Source organism: Acinetobacter sp. C32I, assembly GCF_023702715.1.
In the GTDB taxonomy this organism is placed as follows: domain Bacteria; phylum Pseudomonadota; class Gammaproteobacteria; order Pseudomonadales; family Moraxellaceae; genus Acinetobacter.
In genome coordinates this window covers 1630676-1649177 of sequence record NZ_CP098480.1, presented here as the reverse complement: position 1 = coordinate 1649177, position 18502 = coordinate 1630676, and the positions used below count along the sequence as shown (strand labels likewise).

19 protein-coding genes and 1 pseudogene are annotated in these 18502 nt (G+C 40.8%); 13 read left to right on the top strand and 7 right to left on the bottom strand.

The genetic code is table 11. The features are described from left to right. Positions 1-46: 46 nt before the first annotated feature. The 6 genes from NDN13_RS08040 to NDN13_RS08015 form a co-directional block, all read right to left on the bottom strand. On the bottom strand, positions 47-970 hold the full coding sequence (locus NDN13_RS08040; RefSeq protein WP_123775118.1) for a CysB family HTH-type transcriptional regulator: 924 nt from the start codon (positions 968-970) through the stop codon (positions 47-49). A gap of 53 nt (positions 971-1023) precedes the next feature. Then, positions 1024-2094 carry a sulfate/molybdate ABC transporter ATP-binding protein gene (locus NDN13_RS08035; RefSeq protein WP_005189934.1) on the bottom strand — a complete coding sequence of 357 codons (1071 nt, stop codon included), beginning with the start codon at positions 2092-2094 and terminating at the stop codon, positions 1024-1026. A gap of 11 nt (positions 2095-2105) precedes the next feature. Next, positions 2106-2990 carry a sulfate ABC transporter permease subunit CysW gene (cysW, locus tag NDN13_RS08030; protein ID WP_005189931.1) on the bottom strand — a complete coding sequence of 295 codons (885 nt, stop codon included), beginning with the start codon at positions 2988-2990 and terminating at the stop codon, positions 2106-2108. Beyond that, entirely contained in the window at positions 2987-3820 is an 834-nt protein-coding gene (cysT, locus tag NDN13_RS08025; RefSeq protein WP_004805734.1) for a sulfate ABC transporter permease subunit CysT, read from the bottom strand. The genes cysW and cysT overlap by 4 nt, the downstream gene beginning before the upstream one ends. A gap of 77 nt (positions 3821-3897) precedes the next feature. Beyond that, a complete protein-coding gene (locus NDN13_RS08020) occupies positions 3898-4500 on the bottom strand; it encodes an RBBP9/YdeN family alpha/beta hydrolase (protein WP_251117859.1) in 603 nt (200 codons plus the stop codon). A 31-nt stretch (positions 4501-4531) separates the two neighbouring features. Beyond that, positions 4532-5539: a sulfate ABC transporter substrate-binding protein gene (locus tag NDN13_RS08015; RefSeq protein ID WP_251117858.1), complete on the bottom strand. Its 1008-nt coding sequence runs from the start codon at positions 5537-5539 to the stop codon at positions 4532-4534. 251 nt (positions 5540-5790) lie between these two features. On the opposite strand from NDN13_RS08015, the gene pabC reads away from it, so the two are divergent. The 6 genes and pseudogenes from pabC (at position 5791) to NDN13_RS07985 (ending at position 9909) form a co-directional block, all read left to right on the top strand. After that, positions 5791-6603, top strand: a complete 813-nt coding sequence (pabC, locus tag NDN13_RS08010) for an aminodeoxychorismate lyase (RefSeq protein WP_251117857.1) — start codon at positions 5791-5793, stop codon at positions 6601-6603. 1 nt (position 6604) lies between these two features. Beyond that, positions 6605-7684, top strand: coding sequence for an endolytic transglycosylase MltG (mltG, locus tag NDN13_RS08005; RefSeq protein WP_251117856.1), 1080 nt, complete (start codon positions 6605-6607; stop codon positions 7682-7684). Then, positions 7684-8283, top strand: a complete 600-nt coding sequence (gene tmk / locus NDN13_RS08000) for a dTMP kinase (RefSeq protein ID WP_251117855.1) — start codon at positions 7684-7686, stop codon at positions 8281-8283. Before mltG ends, tmk begins: the two co-directional genes overlap by 1 nt. 261 nt (positions 8284-8544) lie before the next feature. Further along, positions 8545-8960, top strand: a pseudogene (locus NDN13_RS07995) (hypothetical protein). 123 nt (positions 8961-9083) lie between these two features. Next, positions 9084-9509: a tetratricopeptide repeat protein gene (locus NDN13_RS07990; RefSeq protein ID WP_251117853.1), complete on the top strand. Its 426-nt coding sequence runs from the start codon at positions 9084-9086 to the stop codon at positions 9507-9509. Between the two features lie 43 nt (positions 9510-9552). Further along, the gene (locus tag NDN13_RS07985) at positions 9553-9909 is read left to right on the top strand and encodes an immunity 22 family protein (protein ID WP_251117852.1); all 357 of its coding nucleotides are present in this window, start codon (positions 9553-9555) and stop codon (positions 9907-9909) included. A gap of 75 nt (positions 9910-9984) precedes the next feature. Here the strand turns inward: NDN13_RS07985 and nadB are convergent, their stop codons facing one another. Next, complete coding sequence (gene nadB / locus NDN13_RS07980) at positions 9985-11622, bottom strand: L-aspartate oxidase (protein WP_251118193.1); 1638 nt, start codon at positions 11620-11622, stop codon at positions 9985-9987. A gap of 372 nt (positions 11623-11994) precedes the next feature. Between nadB and NDN13_RS07975 the strand changes: the two genes are divergently transcribed. From NDN13_RS07975 to rnc, 7 genes are all read left to right on the top strand, one after another. Further along, the gene (locus NDN13_RS07975; RefSeq protein ID WP_251117851.1) at positions 11995-13371 is read left to right on the top strand and encodes a Do family serine endopeptidase; all 1377 of its coding nucleotides are present in this window, start codon (positions 11995-11997) and stop codon (positions 13369-13371) included. Between the two features lie 124 nt (positions 13372-13495). Further along, positions 13496-13948 carry an acyl-CoA thioesterase gene (locus tag NDN13_RS07970; RefSeq protein ID WP_251117850.1) on the top strand — a complete coding sequence of 151 codons (453 nt, stop codon included), beginning with the start codon at positions 13496-13498 and terminating at the stop codon, positions 13946-13948. A gap of 36 nt (positions 13949-13984) precedes the next feature. Next, complete coding sequence (locus tag NDN13_RS07965) at positions 13985-14515, top strand: GNAT family N-acetyltransferase (protein WP_251117849.1); 531 nt, start codon at positions 13985-13987, stop codon at positions 14513-14515. Between the two features lie 163 nt (positions 14516-14678). Continuing rightward, complete coding sequence (lepA, locus tag NDN13_RS07960) at positions 14679-16496, top strand: translation elongation factor 4 (RefSeq protein ID WP_004654523.1); 1818 nt, start codon at positions 14679-14681, stop codon at positions 16494-16496. A gap of 73 nt (positions 16497-16569) precedes the next feature. Then, complete coding sequence (lepB, locus tag NDN13_RS07955; protein WP_251117848.1) at positions 16570-17433, top strand: signal peptidase I; 864 nt, start codon at positions 16570-16572, stop codon at positions 17431-17433. A 24-nt stretch (positions 17434-17457) separates the two neighbouring features. Beyond that, complete coding sequence (locus tag NDN13_RS07950) at positions 17458-17835, top strand: DUF4845 domain-containing protein (protein ID WP_070074711.1); 378 nt, start codon at positions 17458-17460, stop codon at positions 17833-17835. After that, positions 17804-18499, top strand: a complete 696-nt coding sequence (gene rnc / locus NDN13_RS07945) for a ribonuclease III (protein WP_251117847.1) — start codon at positions 17804-17806, stop codon at positions 18497-18499. The genes NDN13_RS07950 and rnc overlap by 32 nt, the downstream gene beginning before the upstream one ends. Positions 18500-18502: the final 3 nt, after the last annotated feature.

The window sequence follows — 18502 nt, the reverse complement described above, 5'->3', positions numbered from 1 at the left end:
TAGTCAAAATAAAAGGCTCATATGAGCCTTTTATTTTTTTGATCATTTATTCTTCTGGATAAGCCACTTTTTTCAGTGCCTTAATATCCGTTTCTGGTGAGCAGAGCGAAATAAACTCATAACCATAGCCGCGGAGCAGGTGTCCTTTGCGCACTGCAATCCAAGTGGTATTCACACCAAAGACATCGGTTTTAATCTGTTGCAAGCGGTAGTCACGTTCTGCATCATAAGCGACATCGTTGACAATCCCAACGCCCATATTCAGTTCAACATAGGTCTTGATGACATCGGCATCGAGGGCAGACATGACGATATCCGCATGTAATTGCGCATCTTCAAAAGCTTTGTCGATTTTAGAACGTCCTGTGAAACCGCCGTGGTAGGTAATCAGAGGATATTCAGCTAAGACATCTAGGCTGATTTTATCGAGCTTTGCCAATGGATGATCTTTCGGTGTAATGATACTGTGATGCCATTCATAATAAGGCACGCTGGCTAAGTTTTCTTCTGTAGTTAAAGATTCAGTTGCAATCCCAATATCTGCTTCGCCTTGCAGCAACATTTCTGCAATTTCCACAGGGCTGGCTTGTTGTAATACCAAATGTACTTTTGGAAATAACTTTTTAAACTGATTCACAATCGGTGGCAGCACATAACGTGCCTGAGTATGCGTAGTCGCGATAGTCAGTGTGCCTTCATCCACTTTATTAAAATCATCGGCTAGACGTTTAATATTGTCAGCATCGACCAACATCCGTTCTACAATGCTTAATAAGGATTGACCTGGTTCGGTGAGGCCTAATAAGCGTTTACCTTTACGTACAAAGAGTTGTACACCTAATTCATCTTCTAAATCTTTAATGTGTTTACTGACACCAGATTGGGAGGTATAAAGTGCCGCAGATGCTTCAGTTAAATTAAAGTTTTGGCGAACAGTTTCTCGAATAATTCTGAGTTGTTGGAAGTTCATAAAAGTTTTTCCTCATAAGAGGATGGGGCGTGTTTTACCCCATCAATATTATTTTAAGCAACTTGCGTTGTTTGATCTGCGAATAAATGAAGTTGAGCTGCACTGATCCAAACGGTTTGATTTGGTTTGAATTGATGTAAGTTCGCTTCTTCTACACTTAATAAAATTTCGATAGTACGTCCACTACGATCTTGTAATTCCGCCACAACTCGACCTGCAATCCACACTTCACGTAAGAAGGTTGCCTCAATGGTGTTGGCTTGAGGTTGGGTATGAATATGTAATTCATTTGGTCGTGCAAATGCAATGACTTTCCCTTGTGGCGCATCTAATAGAGTCGGTAGCTGAATACGGTCATCGCCGATACGGATAATACCGCCAGTATGCTCACCTTCAAAACGATTTGCTTGACCAAGGAAATCAAAAACAAATGGGGTTGCAGGTTTTTCATACACTTCACGTGGCGAGCCAATCTGTTCGACATCACCTTTGTTCATCACGATGATCTGATCAGCTACTTCTAGTGCTTCTTCTTGATCGTGAGTCACGAAGATTGAGGTGATATGCAGCTCATCATGTAAGGTACGTAACCAGCGGCGTAATTCTTTACGCACTTTGGCATCAAGTGCACCAAAGGGTTCATCAAGTAACAAAACACGTGGTTCAACTGCGAGTGCACGGGCTAATGCAATACGTTGACGCTGACCACCAGAAAGTTGGGCTGGGTAACGATCTGCCAAGAAGCCCAGTTGTACCAAATCCAGTAAGCGCGTTACACGTTTTTTGATTTCAGCTTCTGAAGGACGTGTTGCACGTGGGCGAACGCGTAAACCAAAGGCAATATTGTCAAAAACAGTCATGTGGCGGAATAGGGCATAATGTTGAAACACGAAACCAACCTGACGCTCACGTACATGGATGTCCGTTGCATCTTCACCTTCAAGTAAAACCTGACCGCCATCTGCAGATTCTAAGCCCGCAATGATGCGTAATAAGGTTGTTTTTCCGCAGCCTGAAGGGCCAAGTAGGGCAACCAATTCACCTTCAGGAAAGTCTAACGAAATATTTTTCAGCGCATGGAATGCACCAAAGTGTTTTTCAATATTTTTAACTTGAATACTCATGTGTTTATTCCTTAGTGATTCGGCTGATGTTTATTTGCTTGCTCTTGACGTATTTCTAGCCATGTTTTCAAAATCAAAGTGATGATCGCTAAAAATGCCAGTAATGAAGACACAGCAAATGCAGCACTAAAGGTATATTCGTTATAAAGAATCTCGACGTGTAAGGGTAAGGTATTGGTTTGACCGCGAATATGACCAGAAACCACAGATACCGCACCGAACTCACCCATTGCACGGGCATTACACAGAATCACGCCGTAAATCAGACCCCATTTGATATTCGGTAAAGTCACTCTCCAGAAGGTTTGCCAACCTGAAGCACCAAGTACAATCGCAGCTTCTTCCTCCTCAGTCCCTTGTGCTTCCATTAAAGGAATTAACTCACGAGCAACGAATGGAACAGTAATGAAAATGGTGGCGAGTACAATCGCAGGTACGGCATACAAGATTTTGATGTCATGATCCATTAACCAACTGCCCATCCAACCTTGCGTACCAAAAATCAGAACCAACATTAAACCTGCAATGACTGGCGATACCGAAAAAGGCATATCAATAATGGTGGTTAAGATGGCTTTGCCTCGGAACTGGAACTTTGCAACCGCCCATGCTGCTGCAACACCAAACACCACATTAATGGGTACTGCAATCGCGGCAGTGAGTAAGGTCAGTTTGACCGCCGATAAAGTATCTGAATCGGTTAAGGCATTGATATAAACAGTCAGACCTTGTTTAAATGCTTCAACAAAAACCAAAATCAGCGGTAGGATTAAGCAGCTCAGGAAAAAGATCAGTGCAACACCAATCAAGGTATAGCGAACCCAAGTTGGTTCTCGGGTTGCATCTCGGGCTTGTAATTTGATTGCTAAAGCGTTGCTATTGGTATTTAAGCTCATTGTGCAACTCTCCCTGTGCGACGGCTAGCCCATGCTTGCACCAAGTTAATTAAAAATAAGATGCCGAAAGAGAGGATGAGCATAACCACAGCGATGGTGGTTGCGCCTGCATAATCATATTCCTCTAAGCGAGAGATGATCATCAACGGTGCAATTTCTGTTTTATAAGGTTGGTTGCCTGCAATGAAGATAACAGAGCCATATTCGCCAACACCACGTGCAAAAGCTAAGGCAAAACCTGTTAGTAAGGCCGGAAACAAAATCGGCAAAATAATTTTGGTAATGGTTTGCCAACGATTTGCTCCTAATGCTGAAGCGGCTTCTTCCAATTCAGTTTCAATATCACTGAGTACAGGTTGTACGGTACGAACCACGAAGGGAAGACCAATAAAGATTAAAGCAAGTGTGATCCCAATCGGTGTATAAGCCACTTCAATCCCAAGTGGAGAAAGGTATTGTCCAATCCAGCCTGTTGGGGCATATAAGGAGGTTAAGGCAATACCTGCAACAGCCGTCGGTAGGGCGAACGGCAAGTCCACCAAAGCATCGACAATGCGTTTGCCTGGGAAGGTATAACGCACCAGACACCAAGCCAATAACAAACCAAAAATAACGTTAACCAAAGCGGCAATCAAAGCGGCACTAAAGCTAAGCTGTAAGGATTTTAAAATTCGTTCTGAGGTTAAGATTTCCCATAAGCCATCCCATCCAATCCCTAAAGATTTAATAAAGACAGCAGATAAAGGAATAAGCACAATCAAAGACACGTAAGCGAGGGTGAAGCCTAATGAGAGACCAAACCCAGGCAGCACTCGGGAACGCTGCGACATGATATTTCCTCAAAGAGAAATGTTTGCTAAAACAAGCAAATAAATAATGCGAATACTACAATTACGGAAAGCTGGGGTTAGGCAAATTTCAGATTAAAATTTGCCTGACTCATTCGGACGATAGGCTGCATCTTTTTTTCAGGCAGCAGGTAGTTCAGGATCTCTGGGAAAGGACCAAATCCAGAAGCAACATTGATATGACCAACTGGACCTAAATTGATTGGTGTTAATTTCCATGCTTGTGCGAGTTGCAGTGCATCGACATAACCTAACCAAGGGTCATTTTCACTAATCAATAATGTGGTCGGCACGTCAATTTTCAGTTGCTGAAAATACTGCTTATAGTCAGTCAAGCTATGACGAGCGAAGCCTGCTTCACCAAAACGTGCTGGGTTCGCTGGTGCAACCAAGATCAGATTTTTAACCTTTGCTCTGAGTTCTGGGTGTTCAGCCAGCGCAGCAACACTGGTTAAGCAGCCAAAGCTATGTGCCACAATTTGAACAGGGGCTGGAGCTGCAACAACAGTTTTAACAAATTGCGCAACCCATTCACTGAGCACAGGACGATCCCAATGTTGCTGTTGAACGCGAGAGCTAGACACGAGTTGCTGTTGTAACCAAGATTGCCAATGCTGCGCTTCGCTACCACCTACACCTGGAACAATTACGGTATGAATCATGTCCGCTCTCCCTATTTACCCGTTGAGTAAATTATTTCGTTGTGTTGTTGAGCTTGACGATTTGGTCAAACACACCGCCATTATCAAAGTGAGTTTTTTGTACTTTGGTCCAGCCACCAAACTCTTGGTCAATCGTTACCAATTTAAGTGGTTTAAATACGTTGCTGTATTTCTTTAAAACGGCTGCATTACGAGGACGGTAGAAGTTGCGTGCAGCGATTTCTTGTCCTGCTGGTGAATATAGGTAGTTCAAATAACCACGAGCGATTTGTAGATTGCCTTTTTTCTCAGCATTCTTTTCAACGACAGCAACTGGTGGTTCTGCAAGAATCGAAAGAGAAGGGGTGACGATTTCGAATTTACCTGGTTGTTCACGTACCGCAAGATAAGCTTCATTTTCCCAAGCCAGTAATACGTCACCGATACCGCGTTCAGCAAAGGTTGTGGTTGCACCACGTGCGCCTGAATCTAGCACTTTGGTTTGTTTATAAATTTGACGAACAAATTCTTGAGCTTTAGCATCGTTACCACCTTTTTGATGTTTTGCCCAAGCCCAAGCACCTAAGTAGTTCCAACGTGCACCACCTGAAGTTTTCGGATTTGGTGTAATGATTTCTACACCTGGCTTAACCAGATCACCCCAATCTTTGATTTGTTTTGGGTTGCCTTTACGAACAAGAAATACAATTGTTGAGGTATATGGCGTAGAGTTGTTCGGTAATTTCTTTTGCCAGTCTGCTGGAAGTAATTTTGCATTTTCAGCAATTTCATCGATATCTGCTGCAAGTGCAAGAGTGACTACATCGGCATTTAAGCCATCAATCACGGCACGGGCTTGTTTACCTGAACCGCCGTGTGATTGTTTAAAGTCGATGTCCTGACCCGTACGTTGTTTCCAGAACGTACCGAATTGTTTATTGAAATCTGTATACAGTTCACGCGTTGGGTCATAAGAAACGTTTAAGAATTCTTGTGCCGCGAATGAAGAAACTGAGAGTAATGCGGCAATTACGCCGACTTTAACTTGAGAAAAACGCATGGAAAACCCCTTAAAATCTAAATCACTGTTTGGAATATGTACGCAGCATAACGCCAGTTTTTTTGCAAAAAAAATAATTAAAATCGAATTTGTTATGAAAAAAATAGAAATAGATAAAACAGATAAGCTTTGCTGAATTATTGATATATAAGCGATTTTTAATTTTAGGTTTTAATTGTTATACTTATTTAAAATCAATAGCTTATTGGTTTTAGTGGTGCTGACTTATAAAGTGGAAAGGTATCTAGATTATGCAGTGTTATAAAAATGGACAATTCATTGATTCCATCCCTTTATTAGACCGAGCTTTTCATTATGGCGATGGCTGCTTTACCACAGCACGTATTTTTCACGGAGTTTTTGAACTAAAAGAACTACACTTTGCACGTTTAAAATTGGCATGTCAGTCCTTGCAGCTGGATGCAGATTTATCTTGTGTAGAAAAGTCACTGGTGCAATTACAGCAGCAATATTCAAAGCTCAATGGCACATTAAAAGTTGTGATTAGCCGTGGTGAAGGCGATCGTGGTTATAGTCTTCCTTTACATGCGGCTGATGTATATGTCTGGTATTACCCAAGAGTGACACAGGCTTTTCAGCCTGAGTGGATTGAAAGTGGCATGTTAAATCATGCTTTGGGTTTGAATATGCCTCATTTAGTGGGGTTGAAAACGTTGAACAGATTAGAACAAGTCTTACTCAAGCAAGAAGCTGATCAGCGTGGTTGGTTAGAAGCCCTTGTTAGTGATGTACAAGGCTATATTGTTGAAGGGGTGAGCAGTAATTGTTTTATTCGTATAAATGATCGGTGGATTACGCCCGAACTTCGTTATAATGGCGTCCACGGTGTGATGAGAGCCAAAATCTTGTCGAGAATGCAGCAATATCAGATTGAATGTGAGCAGCGATGTATCGATATGAATGAGATTGGCCATATCCAAAGTTTATTTTTTTGCAATGCGTTACATCCAATGAAAGCGGTTGTTCGATTTAATGATCGAGCCTTAGCACAACAACCCTATCTTGATTTATTTGAAACTTTAAAACTTAGCCAGATTGATTAATATGCCAAAGCCGCCAAATTCCAGCAAAAGTAAGAAAAAGCCCAAAGCGAAACCGAAATCCAGATTTTCTTTTTTTAAAGCCGTGTTCATCGCCGCACTGATTTTGATCTTGGTGATTTTTGGCATTGTATGGTCGAGTTTATTTAAAAATTACCCTGTAGACAGTAAAAAACAGCTTTTGGTGATTTCTTCTGGTGATACCTATTCACGCTTTATTGATCGTTTAGCCAAAGAAAATAAAGTGAATTTTCCAATAGTTTTAAAGCTGTATCAGAAGTTTATGATTCATGACACCATGAAAGCGGGTGTGTATGAAATTACAGAAGGCATGAGTATTCGTCAGGTGATGGATATGTTGTCTGATGCAGATAATGCGCAGATGAACCGTATTTTAGTGATTGAAGGAACCACTTTTTCACAGTTGATTCAGAGTTTAAGAAAAGATCCGAATGTCACCAATACTTTGCTTGATCTTCCGCAGATTGAATTATTAAAGCAATTAAATATTCCGTATACGCACCCAGAAGGTCTATTTGCACCTGATACTTATTTCTTTGCCAAAGGTGAGACCGATAAAAAAATCTTAACCGATTTGTATCGCCGTCAAATGAAATCTTTGGATGAGGCTTGGGCCAAGAAAGCACCCAACTTACCGTATAAAGATAAGTATGAAGCCTTGATCATGGCTTCGATTATCGAAAAAGAAACCAGTTTAGACAGTGAACTAGAACAGGTTTCAGGTGTATTTGTCCGTCGTTTGAAAATGGGGATGCGCTTACAGACTGATCCAACCGTGATTTACGGCATGGGTGACAACTATAAAGGCAATATCACCCGTAATGACCTGCGTACGCCAACGGCTTATAACACCTATACCATTAATGGTTTGCCACCAACGCCAATTGCTTTGCCAAGTAAGAAAGCAATTGAAGCAGCGATGCATCCTGATGATGCCAAAAATATTTACTTCGTTGCCACGGGCAATGGTGGGCATAAATTTACCGCGTCTTTAGAAGACCATAATCGTGCAGTGCAAGAATATTTAACTGTGCTACGTTCAAAGAAAAAGCAGGGCGAATAATGTTTATTAGTTTTGAAGGGACGGAAGGTGTAGGAAAAACCACGCTGATTCGTAAAATTCATCAGTACTTTGAACAGCAAGGTAAAGAGGTGGTGTTGACCCGTGAACCAGGTGGAACACCATTGGCTGAGCAGATTCGCTCTTTATTATTAGCAGTAAATCATGAAGAGCAAATGAGTCATGATACCGAGCTGTTATTGATTTATGCAGCACGGGCGCAGCATTTACAGCAAGTGATTTTACCCGCATTAGAGGCGGGCAAGATTGTATTGAGTGATCGTTTTACCGATGCCAGCTTTGCTTATCAATGTTCTGGACGTGGTCTAAGTCAGGAAAAGTTGCAACTGTTAAATCAAACTTTTGTGGCGAAAATGCCGAATATCACCTTTTGGCTGGATGCCCCAATTGAATTGGGCATGACTCGTGCGCGAGAGCGTGGTGCATTGGATCGTTTTGAGCAAGAAAAATTAAGTTTCTTTGCTAAGGTGCGTGCAGGTTATGAGACCTTGTGGCAAGCAGAACCTGAACGGATCAAGCGTTTGGATGCAACACAGAATGCGGATGTTGTGTTTGAAGATGCTTTGCAATATTTGAAATAAAGATTTTTATTCTAAATTTGCATTGCCACATAGTTTTTTGGGGCAGTGCATTAGGTCATATTGTTCTTGTCTTTTTTCTAAGGTGAGAGGTAATAAGTGAATATGTGCTGTCATAAATAAGATTTAAACCCAATAGTAGTTCACAGATTTGTATATATTTAAATTGGAATTTTTATAAGAAGATTTTTAATTTAAATGAATGTTGCGAAGTATTTGACTCTTTGTTAATTTACAGCGACAAATAGTAAGGGGTCAATATTCATGAAAAAAATATTTTTTTTAAGTTTTGCTGTTGCTTTAGTTGGCTGTTCAACGGTACCTGTAACGACTGATTCAGCTAAAATCTTCCAATGGATCGAATTTATAATTCTGAATACTTTTCAAAACAATCACAAGATCAAGCAAAAGTAACCTTTTTAAGAGATAAGGGGTTTACTGGAGGTGGTTGTTCGCATGATATTTATGTAAATAATACTAAGGTATTCTCCATTCGACCTAATGAAAAGGGCGTTATTTATCTAAAGCCAGATTATTACATTTTTAGATTGGAAACAGGTGGTGGCTTATGTCCAAACATTGCTACTTCACAAGAGACAACATTAAAGCCAAATGCGGAGGCAGAATATCGAATTTTATTACCGTCTGATATGAACTTGAGACTAACTAGAATTAAATAATAAAAAGCCACTCTTTAAAAGAGTTAGATGCAACACCGAATGCAGATGTTGTATTCGAAGAGGCATTAAATTATTGTGAACTAATAAATTATCCGTGGCTTACTTCTTTTTTGTTGGTTTTTTATGAAGCAATTAGCTGATAGTGTTTATCAAGATGTTATGGTTTTATGTAAACAAGGTGATAAGCAGGTAGCAGAAGGGCAGTTTGAGGGGGCAAAGGATTCATATTTGGATGCTTTACTTTTGTTGCCTTCTAATCATCAAGAGTGGGAGGCAGCAACATGGATATATGTTGCTGTAGGTGATGCACATTTACACCTTAATAATAATGAGAAAGCTTTTAAAGCTTATTATAATGCTCTGCAATGTCCAAATGGTTTGGGTAATCCATATATACACTTTCGTTTAGGGCAGTATTATTTTGAGCAAGAACACTGGGAAAAAGCACAAGATGAATTTGTTCGAGCTTATATGGGAGGGGGCATCGATATTTTCATGGAAGATGATCCCAAATATTTAGAATTTTTAGAACAAAGGGTTAATATTTAATCAGATGGTTTATGTTGTATTAGGTGACGAGTGATGCAGAAAAATGGCTATGTCTCTATTTGGGGGGGGAGTATTAGGTTCTCATGATTTGTTAAATAGTTATACATTTAATGATTATTCATGGGATGGTGAGTTTGTAGGATCTATTTTTTCAAAAGAATTTGAAATAGATTTTGTAGATGACGATTTTATTGAAAAGGATTTCTATAATTTAACTAGTAACTTCGAGATGATTTTAGATGGTTTTTCTTATTCAGATAAGATAAAAGAGGAAATAACTTTAAAGGGCTTTAGGTTGCCATTTCCTATTAATTCAATAATATTGATATATAATTATTCATATGAATTAGACAAGACAACAGAAAACTTTACTTTTTTGTGTGCAGTTCCTTATAAATAATCAAGATTTGGCTAGGCCAACATTACATATATTTAGTAATGCAGCCCAATAAAAATATTTATCTCAATTAGTTTATCACTCATTCACCAACGGCTGTTCCACTTTAAAATTTGGTGGTGTTAACACTGTCTTGCGAATTTCATTTGAGAGTTCTGGATAATCCAGTGTGTAATGCAAACCACGTGATTCCTTACGTTCCATTGCACAACGCACAATCATTTCTGAAACTAAAACCAAATTACGCAATTCAATCAGATTTTTGCTGACGCGGTAATCCTGATAATACTCAGTGATTTCACGTTTCAACATTTCAATACGGTGTAAGGCACGTTGTAAGCGTTTGGTGGTACGAACAATACCAACATAGTTCCACATGGTGGAACGAAGCTCATCCCAGTTTTGTAGGATCACCACATCTTCATCGGCATCGGTGACTTGTGTTTCATCCCATGTTGGAACATCTGGGAATTGAAACTCAGCATCAAACTTCTGTTCAATATCTTCTGCTGCACTCATTCCATAAACGAAGCATTCAAGCAATGAGTTGCTTGCCATACGATTAGCACCATGCAAACCTGTATATGAGGTTTCACCAATCGCATATAAGCCATCTAAATCAGTTTGGCTATGTTCATCCACCACCACACCGCCACAGGTGTAATGTGCTGCTGGAACAACAGGAATCATATCTTTGGTGATATCAATGCCGAGTTCAAGTAAGCGCGCATAGAGTGTCGGGAAGTGTTCGGTAATAAATTCAGGCGATTTATGGGTGATGTCTAACCAGACATGACGAATACCTAAGCGCTTGATTTCATGATCGATGGTACGTGCCACAATATCACGTGGAGCAAGTTCAGCGCGTTCATCAAAACGCAGCATAAAGCGTTCGCCATCTGGTAAGCGCAAATAAGCACCTTCACCACGCATCGCTTCGGTGATCAAGAACGAACGCGCTTTCGGATGATATAAACAGGTCGGATGGAATTGGTTAAATTCCATATTCGCTACTCGACAACCTGCACGATAGGCCATGGCAATTCCATCACCTGTCGCAATATCAGGATTAGATGTGTAGAGATAAGCTTTCATTGCACCACCGCAGGCAAGTGCAGTGAATGGCGCGAGGAAAGTATGCACCTGTTCACTAGCTTCATCTAAAGCATATAGACCGATTGAACGATTGGCTTGGTTTTGATGCCCAAGTTTGTGTAGGGTAATCAGATCAATCGCAACATAATTTTCAAAAATCGTAATGTTATTTCGTTCTTTCGCACGTTCAACCAATGTAGTTGAAATAGCTTTGCCTGTCGCATCGGCAGAGTGAATGATACGACGTTGTGAATGACCACCTTCGCGGGTGAGATGAAGTTGTTCATCATCATCTAGCGTAAATTGCACGCCTTGCTTGAGTAGAAAATCAACGGAAGGTTTACCACCTTCGACGGTGTGTTTGACGGCATCTAATTCACAAAGATGACCGCCTGCAATCATAGTGTCATTAATATGTTGTTGAATAGAATCTGTTTCGTCTAATACTGCAGCAACACCGCCTTGCGCATAGAAGGTACTGGCTTCTGTCAGCGCCGCCTTGGCTAAAATTGCAATGTTGTAATGACTTGGTAAAGAGAGTGCAAGACTTAAACCTGCACCGCCACTGCCCACAATAATCACATCAAAATGGTGAATTGTTTTTAAATCAGGCATGTCAATCTGCTTCAGTTTTAAACGTTCGCTAATGACACCGCTTTTTTATCAAAAAGGCAAGGGCTAATCTGCCTAGAATTGAGCGAATTTTTAGCGAATGCGACTTATTTGCCGATTATTTTTTGCCTCATCTGTATGAATGAGAAAATGATTACGTTTCAGTACATTGTTTTAATCTATTGTTAAGCTCTCCAAGATAAAACCATTGCTATAGGATGGATTATGGTGAATCTCTCCATAATTTATTCATATTTCATCATTCTAGATCGTTGTATGCATTGAAAATATAAACATATTTTTACGAAAAGAATGGTGGGGTTATGCTAAAAACATAAACCTAAATCTTATTTTAATCATCAGTATGTAGGTTCTTGCTTCATGAAAAGTCGCTATTTACAACAAGGAATGTATGCTGCGGTATTTACGATAGCAGCATCTCAAGTCAATGCTGCTGCGCCAGTAGATTTTTCAAACCTCGTTGAGCAGGTCAGTCCTGCTGTTGTGAGTGTCAACGTTGTAAAGAAAATGACTCAGGAAGAGTTATTGCAACAACAAGTCCCTGAAATTTTAAGACGTTTTTTTGGTAATCAAGTGATTATCCCGCAACAGCAGGGGCCACAAGAAAAAACTGCATTCGGAAGTGCATTCTTTATCGGGAAAGATGGTTATTTGCTGACGAATCGACATGTGATTGCCGATGCATCTCGTATCAGTATTACGCTGAATGACCGTCGTGAACTTGATGCGACACTTGTAGGCAGTGATGAGCGTACCGATATCGCCTTACTCAAAGTCAATGGAAATAATTTCCCTGAGTTGAAAGTGGGTGATGTGAATCAGCTTCGAGTAGGTGAACCTGTACTCGCGATTGGTTCGCCATTTGGGTTTGACTATTCAGCGTCGGCGGGTATTGTCAGCGCGAAATCACGTAATATGAGTGGTGAGACGTCAGTTCCGTTTATTCAAACTGATGCAGCGCTTAACCCTGGTAACTCGGGTGGTCCATTATTCAACCAGCGTGGTGAAGTTGTTGGTGTGAACTCACGTATCTTCAGTGGTACGGGGGGGTATATGGGCTTATCATTCTCAATCCCAATTGATGTGGCGATGGATGTCGTACAACAATTGAAAACGACTGGTAAAGTCACCCGCTCTTATCTTGGTATTATGATGCAAGATATTGATCGTAACTTGGCGGAAGCTTATAAGTTGCCGAAACCAGAAGGTTCGTTGATTACTCAAGTCGCACCAAAGTCTCCAGCTGAAAAAGCAGGCTTGAAATCAGGTGATGTGATTTTAAAAGCCAATGGTGCACCAATCTCTCGTACCAGTGATTTGCTTTATTCACTTAACCGTATTGCGCCGAACCAAACGGTTCAACTGGAAATTCTACGTGATGATAAAACACGTACAATTTCTGCAACATTGGGTACTGCACCAGATGACACTGCTGCTGATGCTGATAAAAATAACCCAACCAGTGGTTTAGGCATGAGTATCCGTGATTTAAGCGCAGCTGAACAAGCGCGTTTGGAAGTGCGCGGTGGTATCTTGATTCAAGATGTGAAGCGTGGTGGTACTGCATCTTTATCAAATCTGGTTGCGGGGGACGTGATTGTACAAGTGAATGGTACGGCGATTACCAATAGCCAACAGTTTGCAAAAACAGTTTCTGCCTTGCCAAAAAATAGCGTTGCGCGGGTAACGATTATTCGTCAAGGTCAACGTGCAATTCTTGGATTGCGTTTACCTTAATGCTGGCGTGAAGGTTATGTTGCTAAAACCACTCTAGAATTAGGGTGGTTTTTATTTTGAAATCCTGTTGTGTTTAGACTAGTGTAGCTAGCGAAATATTGGCCGTGATGAAATACGCAAAATTATGAGTACAATTTTTGATTTAAAAATACAGGTTCAACCTAAACATATTGATGTATTGGGTCATGTCAATAACGTCATGTATATCCAATGGATGCAAGATGTTGCTTCAGCACATATCGAGACATTGGGTTTAGGCCTAGCCCAATATTTAGAGCTGAAACATGCCATGGTCGCGGTTGAACATCATGTGCAATATCGTAAAGCCGCACTGGAAGGTGAGGAAGTCATTTTACGGACATGGTTAGATGATATTAATGCACTCTATTCATTTCGCCAGTATGCTTTCTATCGTCCTAAAGATCAGAGCATCTTATTTGTTGGTAATACCAAATGGGCATGTATTGAAATTGAGACGGGTCGTCCAAAGCGAATGTCGCCGAGTTTTACCCAAGCTTATCAACCGATTGCTGCGGACTTAGATCCAATGGACTTTAGTGTGAATTATTTTGAATAGAAAACATTAAGTTTTGGCCAGATGAGAGGGGATTTGATGCAAGCATTAAAGACCTTAGAAACAGAGCGTTTGAGCTTAAATAGTCTACATTTAGAAGATGCTGCATTTATTTTTGATATGTTTTCAAATGCTCAGGTGCTCGAATTTTATGATTTAGATGCTTTTTCTGAGATTGAACAGGCGGAAGCACTGATTCATCGCATGCATCATCGCTATCATTCAGCATCGGGTTTTCGTTATGCGATACGTTTAAAGACAGGTGAAATGATAGGTGGTTGCGGTGTTAATCGTATTCTAGAAGAATGCGGTGATCATCGTGCGATTATCGGTTATGACCTGCATCCGGATTATTGGGGAAATGGTTATATGCTTGAGGCGATTACAGCGATGTTAAACCTGATTCGGACAGAGTTGTTGTTTGGTCAGAGAATTCGTCATGTAGATGCACAAGTCATGCAGCAGAACCTTAAATCACAGCGGCTTTTACAGAAATTAGAATTTCATCAAATTCAACCTGTGGTGGAAATGGGACAGATGTTCTTGCAGTTTAGATTGTCATTATTTTGATATTGGGCTATTGGGGTCTCATGCTATGCAGTATAAAACGTCTAGGCATAAATTTCTTTCGTCTTCATACCGACCTTCTGTTATAATCGCGGGCAATTTTATTAAACCATTTGGCTCCCTACTTTTTGAAAGTATAGAGCGTTCTATTTTGTTAAGGTAACCCATGGCGCAAGCTAAAAAATCCGTAGATATCAAAAATATACGCAATTTCTCGATTATTGCTCATATTGACCATGGTAAGTCGACTTTGGCTGACCGTTTCATTCAAATGTGTGGCGGTTTACAAGATCGTGAGATGCAAGCTCAAGTATTAGACTCTATGGAGCTTGAGCGTGAGCGTGGGATTACCATTAAAGCTGCATCAGTAACCTTGTATTACACGCATCCAAATGGTCAAGAATACCAATTAAACTTCATTGATACCCCAGGACACGTTGACTTCTCTTATGAAGTTTCTCGTTCTTTGGCGGCGTGTGAAGGTGCGTTGTTGGTGGTTGATGCGGCACAAGGTGTAGAAGCTCAGTCAGTTGCAAACTGCTATACCGCCATTGAGCAGGGTTTGGAAGTTTTACCAATTCTGAACAAGATTGATTTACCTCAAGCTGAGCCTGAACGCGTCATTCACGAAATTGAAGAAATTATCGGGATTGAAGCGACTGATGCACCGACCTGTTCTGCCAAAACTGGTTTAGGTGTTGAAGGTGTATTAGAGCGTTTGGTGGATGTCATTCCAGCGCCTGAAGGTGATCGTGATGCACCTTTACAAGCATTGATTATCGACTCATGGTTCGATAACTATCTTGGTGTTGTATCGCTTGTTCGTATTAAACAAGGTCGTATCCGCAAGGGCGACAAGATGTTGGTGAAGTCAACAGGTCAAACCCATCCAGTCACTTCAGTAGGTGTATTTAATCCGAAGCATACCGAAACTGACATGCTTGAAGCGGGCGAAGTAGGCTTTGTGATTGCAGGGATTAAGGATATTTTTGGTGCGCCAGTCGGTGATACCATCACACTTGCAGCAACCCCAGAGGTTGCGACTTTACCTGGTTTTAAAAAGGTCAAGCCACAGGTCTATGCGGGTCTGTTCCCGATTGATTCAAGTGATTTCGAACCGTTCCGTGAAGCACTACAAAAATTACAGATCAATGACTCGGCTTTATTCTTTGAACCTGAAAGTTCTGATGCATTGGGCTTTGGCTTCCGTTGTGGCTTCTTGGGCATGCTGCACATGGAAATTGTTCAAGAGCGTTTAGAACGTGAATACGATCTTGATCTGATCAGCTCTGCACCGACGGTAATTTATGAAGCGCTCACCAAAAAAGGTGACATTATTTATATCGACAGCCCGTCAAAAATGCCAGATGGTTCGACAGTTGAAGATTTACGTGAACCGATTGCGGAATGTCATATCCTTGTGCCACAAGAATACTTGGGTAATGTCATGACCTTATGTATCGAGCGTCGTGGTATTCAAAAAGACATGAAGTTTTTGGGTAACCAAGTGTCAATCACATTTGAGATTCCAATGGCAGAAGTGGTCATGGATTTCTTTGATAAATTAAAATCATGTTCACGTGGTTTCGCTTCGCTGGATTATAACTTCGTCCGTTTCGAGAGTTCAGCTTTGGTTAAGGTTGATGTTCTAATTAATAGCGAGAAGGTTGATGCTTTGGCAATGATCTGTCACCGTCAAGATGCGCGCCATCGTGGTATCGCATTGGTTGAGAAGATGAAAGATCTGATCCCTCGCCAAATGTATGATGTTGCGATTCAGGCCGCAATTGGTGCACAAATCATTGCCCGTTCTACTGTAAAAGCAATGCGTAAAAACGTATTGGCAAAATGTTATGGTGGTGACGTTTCACGTAAGAAGAAACTTCTTGCGAAGCAGAAAGAAGGTAAGAAACGCATGAAGCAAGTGGGAAGTGTCGAAATCCCACAAGAAGCATTCTTAGCTGTATTAAAAGTTGATCGATAAAGAAAGATGAGGCTGGGGAAACGTTGGTTTTACCCAGTCGAACGAAGAGCAGTGAAACTGCAAGAGAGGGTTTGTGGATTTTGATTTTAACTTGATTCTGGTACCAGCAACACTGATTTTCTTTTTGGTGTGGTTACTAGATAAGTTGGTATTGAAACAGCGTGCAACACGTGGACGTAATCAGGAGAATTTTGTCATTACATGGGCATATGACTTCTGGCCTGTGTTGGCAGTTGTACTGGTGCTCCGTTCTTTCTTGTATGAGCCATTTAATATTCCATCCGATTCTATGGTTCCGACCTTAGAAACCGGTGATTTTATTCTGGTAAATAAGTTTGATTATGGCGTGCGTTTACCGATCGTAAATTCTAAAATCATTGATGTCGGTGAACCAAAGCGCGGTGAAGTGATTGTATTCCGTTATCCGCCACAACCAACCATTAGCTATATTAAACGTGTGGTGGGTGTCCCAGGTGATCATATCCAATTTAAAGATGGTCAATTGATTATCAATGGGAAGCAGATTGCGAAGGTGGCAACACAATACGCACGTGAGAAAGACCAGCAAGATACGCCGACAGCACTCTACTTCAAAGAAACCTTGGGTGAGCATCAGCATTTAATTCGTTATTTGGAAGGGCGTAATCCTTTGGTTGAGCAATTCCAGTTTGCGCAATTGAGAGGTGCTGAAGCATTGATCCCATTTGTTGCCAAAGAAAATGATGTATTTATCCAAAGCAACGGCCAAAATTGGGAAGTGACTGTACCAGAAGGCCAGTACTTTGCGATGGGTGATAACCGTGATCAAAGTGCAGATAGTCGTTTTTGGGGCTTTGTACCTGAAGCGAACTTAACTGGGCGAGCTTTTTATGTATGGATGCATAAAGAACCTGGTTTAAATCTTCCAAGTTTCAACCGAAATGGTAAGATTGACTAATAAAAACACATAGGAAATAGACAGATGCGTAAATCTCAGCAAGGGACTTCGTATATTGCAATTTTATTTGGGGTGGTTTTGTTTGCAATTGCTGTAAAAGCGGCAATTGCGATCTGGCCAGCATACTGGGATGACAAACTAATTAATACTCAGATTGAGGGCTTGTTGAAAGATAGTCCTCCGAATATTTCGCCGAGTAAGTTTAATTCTCAGATGGATCAACGTTTTGATATGAACGGGATTCGCGATTTACATTTTAAAGATATCGCGCAGGTGACTTATAAAGATGATCTTGTGGTGATGAAGAAGTATGAAATCCGTAAGCCTTTCATGCTGAATATCAGTTTAGTTATGACCTTTGAGAAGACTTTTGACCAAAAATCTGCAAAACAAGCTCAATGATACACGGCTGCAAGGGCGCATAGGTCACCAGTTTAAACAGTTTGATTTGTTAAAGCTGGCTTTGACCCATCGCTCGGTCAGCCATAAACATAATTATGAACGCCTAGAGTTTCTAGGCGATTCATTATTAGGGATGATCGTCGCAAATTATTTGTACAATGCTTATCCACTGGAAAATGAAGGTCGTTTAACGCGAATGCGTGCGACCTTGGTTCGACAGGAAGCGTTAGGAAAAATCGCAAATGATTTGCAACTAAGTCGGTCATTAATTTTAAGCACAGGCGAGTTAAAATCTGGTGGGCATCATCGAGAATCAATTTTAGCGGATACGGTTGAAGCGATTATTGGTGCTATTTATTTAGACAGTAATGATCTCAACTTGCTCGAACGCATTGTGCTAAAATGGTATGAACCATATCTTGATCATATCGAACCGACAGATCAACTGAAAGACCCTAAATCACGTTTGCAAGAGTATTTACAAGCACGTAAAAAACCTCTCCCAGTTTACGAGGTTGTAGATATTCAGGGTGATGCCCCGAATCAACATTTCAAAGTGGAATGTGATGTAGCGGGATTGCCAAAAATTATAGGCGAGGGCTCAAGTCGTCGTTTTGCCGAACAAACGGCAGCGGCAGAGATTTTAAAATTATTGGAGCAATAACCT